The sequence below is a fragment of the Galactobacter sp. genome, from assembly GCF_022712295.1.
Lineage (GTDB): Bacteria > Actinomycetota > Actinomycetes > Actinomycetales > Micrococcaceae > Galactobacter.
This window is the reverse complement of record NZ_JALAGT010000096.1, coordinates 1-4,075: the sequence shown is the minus strand read 5'-3', so window position 1 is coordinate 4,075 and position 4,075 is coordinate 1. Positions and strand designations below refer to the sequence as shown.

2 protein-coding genes and 1 pseudogene are annotated in these 4,075 nt (G+C 66.8%); 1 reads left to right on the top strand and 2 read right to left on the bottom strand.

The window, feature by feature from the left end:
• Both Q0A15_RS07350 and Q0A15_RS07345 read right to left on the bottom strand, forming a co-directional pair.
• Positions 1–283 (bottom strand): annotated as a pseudogene (locus Q0A15_RS07350) (hypothetical protein); the annotation flags it as partial.
• 11 nt (positions 284–294) lie between these two features.
• Positions 295–2,547, bottom strand: a complete 2,253-nt coding sequence (locus tag Q0A15_RS07345) for a CocE/NonD family hydrolase (RefSeq protein ID WP_291278873.1) — start codon at positions 2,545–2,547, stop codon at positions 295–297.
• Positions 2,548–2,912: 365 nt separating this feature from the next.
• On the opposite strand from Q0A15_RS07345, the gene Q0A15_RS07340 reads away from it, so the two are divergent.
• On the top strand, positions 2,913–4,075 hold a 1,163-nt coding region (locus Q0A15_RS07340), incomplete at its 3' end, for a DUF222 domain-containing protein (RefSeq protein WP_367273367.1).

Sequence of the window (4,075 nt, the reverse complement as noted above, 5' to 3'; positions counted from 1 at the left end):
GGTAGCCGCGCTCCCGCAGGCCCTGGGCATAGAGCTCGCCCATCACCCAGCTTTCGGCGAAGCCCTTGGAGCCGACCGTCAGGCTCCGCTTCCCGCCCTTCCTCCCCGAGGCCTCGGCCCCTGCCGGGCCCGTGCACCCGGCCAGGGACGCCAGCCCCAGACCGGCGCCCAGGCCCACGCCCAACAACCCCAGGGCGCCGCGGCGGGTCAGTGGCCCGCGGCTGCGCGGTTCACGTGTTCTGGGTCCGTCATTTCCAATTCCGTCGTTTCCGGGTCCATTCATCCGCATGCACCTCAGTTCAGATCGCGGGGCACCGTGGTGTTGGTCCTCCGCCGGTGGAAGGGCACCCCATCGTGGTAGGCGACGAGCTCGTTCGTCACGGTGAAGCTCGTGGCGTCCCCGGTCATCCGGCTGCGCGTGCGCAGTTCGACGTCCCAGCCGTGATCAGCGGCCGCCGGGGCGTCCGCCTGCACGGTGTGGGCCCGGCCGGGGGCCTCCTGCACATCGGGCAGTCCGGGGCGCCGGTAGCGGATGCTGCGCTCGCACACGGCCTCGGGAGAGGAGGAGTCCCCGGCCGTCCGGAAGTAGGAGTCGCGTTCGGAGGAGTAGTAGAACAGTCCATCGGCGAGGTCCGTCTGCCAGGATTCGGTGAAGGTCTCCACCTTGGTCCGGCCCGTCACCAGGTCGGTCTCCAGGGTCCGCGTCATCGGCGCATAGTCCGCGTCGATCGTGTTCTCCGGTGGCTCCGGCAGCGTGCCCAGGGCCGCGGTGACCCGTGCGCTCAGCGCCGAATCCGCCACCGGGTCCGCAGCCGTGCGCACGGGGGCGAGCAGGTTCGCATCGTGCACGGTGATGAGGGTTTCCCCGGGCGAGGGCCACAGGTTCGGCCAATAGCTTGCGGAGATGCTCAGGCGCAGGCTGTGACCCGGAGCCAGCCGAGCCGCGGTCGCCAGCAGCGGGAAGTCCAGCTCGACCGGGGTTCCCGGCGTCAGCGGTTCGGGGAACTCGTGGCCGGTGTGGTGGGTCAGATTGAACAGGCCCAGGGTCAGCAGGCGGGATTGCCCGGCAGGGTCCACATCACACAGGCGCGCTGCGATCACGCCGCGGTCGGCACTCGAGGACACGGTGGCCCGCACTCGCGGGGTGCCCAGAATCTCCAGACCCTCGGCGGCCGGCCAGCTCAGGGTGAAGGACTGGGCGTCGTCCCTGGCCTGATCTCCCGGGATGCCGGCGGCCTCACCGAACTGCAGCCAGCTGCCGCCGTCGAAGCCCAACAGCACCGACGAGGACAGGGTCCGGGGACCGGCGGGGGTTGCGGTGAGTGCAGCAGGGGTTGCAGAGCCGGCGGGTGTTGCGGTGCCGTATTCGACCTCGGCCACCTGCGGGCTGGGCCAGACCTGTTCGGCCACCCAGCGGCCGGACCGGGTTTCCCGATCGGAGCCGATCGGGGCACTGTCGGGGACGAAGGCGCGCAACTGCGGATCGTCCTGCACCCCGTTGTCCACGCCCTTCATCCACTTGTCCCACCAGCGGATCGCCTCGCCGATGAAGTCGTAACCGGGCCCGGGCGCGGCCTGGTGCGGATAGTTGTGGGCGTGCCCGCCCAGCAGGGCGTGGATGGGCGGGTAGTCGGGGTTGGTGCGCCGCTGCTCGGCGGCGTTCTCCATCAGCCGGAACAGGGTCGTGCGGTATTCGTCCTGCAGGCCGCCGACGGCCAGCACGGGGACCTCGATGGCCTCGGGGGTCTCGCACACCGACGCGTGCTTCCAGTAGGCGTCGCGACGCTGGTGCCCCAGCCATTCGGCGATGTTGTTCGGCGATTCGTCGATCCGGTGCTTCCAGTCCTCGAGCCAGCCGGCGCCGGCCACGGCCGGGTCCTGCGGGCGGGCGTTGTAGGCCCACATGGTCGAGGCCCAGGACAGCATCTGGTCGCCCACGATGGCCCCGCCGTTGTAGTGGACGTCGTCGGCGTAGCGATCGTCGGTCGAGCACACGGTGATGACGGCGGCCAGTTCCGGCGGGCGCAGGGCCGCCAGCTGTAGGCCGTTGAACCCTCCCCAGGACTTGCCGATGATGCCGACCTTGCCGTTGCACCACGGCTGGGCGGCGATCCAGGCCAGTGTCTGCAGGCCGTCGTCCAGTTCCGTGGCCGAGTACTCGTCGGTCATCACTCCGGTGGAATCGCCGCAGCCGCGCAGGTCGACGCGCACACTGGCGTAGCCGGCCCGGGCGAACTCCGGGTGGATCGTCTGGTCGCGCGCGGCGGTCATGTCGTTCTTGCGGTAGGGGATGTACTCCAGCACTGCCGGCACGGGCTCGAATCCCTGCGTACCGGCGTCTCCCCGATCGCCCGAGGTCTGGGTCGCGTCGAGCTGCGTGTGCCGGTCGGCCGGCAGCCAGACGCGGGCGGACAGCTCGACGCCGTCGGCCAGGGGGATGCGGGCGTTCTCGATGACGTGCACGGGCAGGGGATCGCTGCGGTAGCGGAAGGAGTCCGTGGAGGTCTGCTGTGCGGGCGTCATCGGTTCAGGCGTCGGTTCAGTCATGATGGGCCGAGTCTATCAAGGAGGACTGTGGGAAATGAGGGCATCTCACCAGGTGACATGGGGTGCGGGGTCCGATTGGAGGGTGTTCGGTAGCGCCGTTCCCAGGGGACGCGGCGAGTTCTGCCAAGTCCCCACGTTATCCACATATACACAGGTCTAATCCACAGATGTGTATCTAGATGTGACTGTGCGTCAACAGTCTGTGGATAGAAAAATATCTCTGTGACAATCTTCGATTAGCTCTACCCAAAGCGTTCACAATGTAATAGAATATGGATATCGGTAGATCATCGGCGATCCACCGCAGTCCGGCTCCTTCAGACTACGAATCGGCACGGACACGACACCTGTCAAGGAGGTGAATGATGACCACTCTCCCCAGTCTCCGCGCGGTACAAGACGACTACCAACACATCCAATCCGGACGCTGGTCCACCATCATCGACTACCTCCTCACCGCCACCGGCACCACCGTGAAGGAAATCGAACACGCCGGTAACTCTGATGATGCCCCGAACGCCCGCAACCCACAGGCCATCATCGAAGCCCTCAAAGACCTACTCACCGCCATACCCGCCACCACCTGGATGGAACTCGCCACCACCCTGGGAAAGACCCGTGGTCAAGTTCGGGCCTTCGCCACACGGATCCTCAAAGGACGGTTCCTCCTCCCCCGGCTGACCACCGCCATGCAGTCCGGGAACCTACCCTTCGACCTCTACGACCACACAACCTCCCGCGCCCAAGACATCGAAGCCGGCTCCTACGACTACCTCGACCGGGCACTGGCCCAGCTGGCACCCACCACCAGCGCGACCCATTACCGCGCGGCTCTCAGCGCGGCCGTCGCTTTACTCAAAACCCCCGAACACTCGGCGGAACACGCCTTCGAAGAACGAGGTGTTCACCTCACCGACCTGGGCAACGGACTCGGCCTCCTCGAACTCTCCGGCCCCGTCCACATCCTGACCGCTCTGGAGGCACGTCTCAGGGCCTTCGCGCGGCTTATCCGTAAGGGTGATCCCGTCCTCCTCGAAGAAGCGGATTCCCACACCATCACGGATGACCGCAACCTTGGCCAACTCATGTTCGACATCCTCATCAACACCCCGCACAGCCTGGACATCACGGTGACGGAAGTTGCCACGGCGGCTTCCTCGGAAGCACCCGCAGGTGACACGCAGGAGTCTGACGCCACCAACAACGCGGACGGCCAAGCGCCTGCCCAGCTGGTCGACGCTATCCATCAGGTCACCGTGACCATCCCGCGCAATGACTCCTGGCTGGCCTCTCAAGCCCAGGTCTCCACCACGGTTCCCTTCCTCACCCTCACCGGCGACGAACCGCTCCCCGGACAACTCGCAGGCAAAGGACCCATCCCCGCCGACATCGCCTGCCACCTCGCCTCACAAGCACCCTCACTGCGCCGCCTCCTCACCGACCCAGCAACTGGCACCATCCTCGACGAACAGGCCAAGTCCTACTCCATCCCCACAGCCCTGCGCACCACCCTGCAAAACAAATGGGC

Coding starts and splice junctions, on each gene's coding strand:
- Q0A15_RS07345 (WP_291278873.1), bottom strand. CDS start 2,547: ATGACTGAACCGACGCCTGAACCGATGACGCCCGCACAGCAGACCTCC.